Source organism: Pseudomonas sp. URMO17WK12:I9 (assembly GCF_900230165.1).
Taxonomy (GTDB): domain Bacteria; phylum Pseudomonadota; class Gammaproteobacteria; order Pseudomonadales; family Pseudomonadaceae; genus Aquipseudomonas; species Aquipseudomonas fulva.
On sequence record NZ_OCMQ01000020.1, the window covers coordinates 14,866 to 15,912 of the forward strand.

At 59.1% G+C, this 1,047-nt stretch carries 1 protein-coding gene; it reads left to right on the forward strand.

What is annotated here, in order from left to right; translation table 11 throughout:
• Positions 1-1,047, forward strand: a 1,047-nt coding sequence (locus tag CRP40_RS21540) for an immunoglobulin-like domain-containing protein (RefSeq protein ID WP_141400923.1), incomplete at both ends; no start/stop codon positions are given.

Genomic DNA, 1,047 nt, shown 5'->3' on the forward strand with positions numbered 1-1,047 from the left:
CCCGAATCCTGCGGCTGCGGTTACCACGATTAATGATTCGATCGACACCACCACTGCCACGCTGACGGCTTCGCCGAGCGTGACCGAGGGCGGCGCGATCACTTACACCGTGACGCTAACCAACCCGGCTCAGACCCCGGTGACTGTGACCTTGTCCAACGGCCAGGTCATCACTGTTGAAGCAGGCAAGACCCAGGGCAGCATCGACTTCCAAACCCCGGCGAACGATGTCTACAACAACGGTTCGACCGTTAGCGTGACCATCGACAGCGCCACGGGCGGCAACTTCGAACAGCTGACGCCGAACCCGACGCCAGCTGTAACGACGATCAACGATTCAATCGACTCCACTGCCGCGACCCTGACCGCGAGTCCTTCGGTCACCGAAGGCGGCGTTATCACCTACACCGTGACGCTGACCAATCCGGCCCAGACCCCGGTGACTGTGACCTTGTCCAACGGCCAGGTCATCACTGTTGAGGCTGGCAAGACTCAGGGCAGTATCGATTTCCAAACTCCGGCGAACGATGTCTATAACAACAACGGTGCCACCGTTAGTGTGACCATCGACAGCGCTACAGGCGGCAACTTCGAGCAGTTGACGCCGAACTCGACGCCAGCAGTTACCACAATCAACGATTCGATCGATACGACCACCGCAACCTTGACGGCTTCGCCGAGCGTCACCGAAGGCGGCGTCATCACCTACACCGTAACGCTGACCAATCCGGCTCAGACTCCAGTGACTGTGACCCTGTCCAACGGCCAGGTCATCACCGTTGAGGCTGGCAAGACTCAGGGCAGTATCGATTTCCAAACTCCGGCAAACGACGTCTACAACAACGGTTCGACCGTTAGCGTGACCATCGACAGCGCTACGGGTGGCAACTTCGAACAGCTGACGCCGAATCCGACGCCAGCTGTAACGACTATCAACGATTCAATCGACTCCACTAGCGCGACCCTGACCGCGAGTCCTTCGGTCACCGAAGGCGGCGTTATCACCTACACCGTGACGCTGACCAATCCGGCCCAGACTCCGGTGAC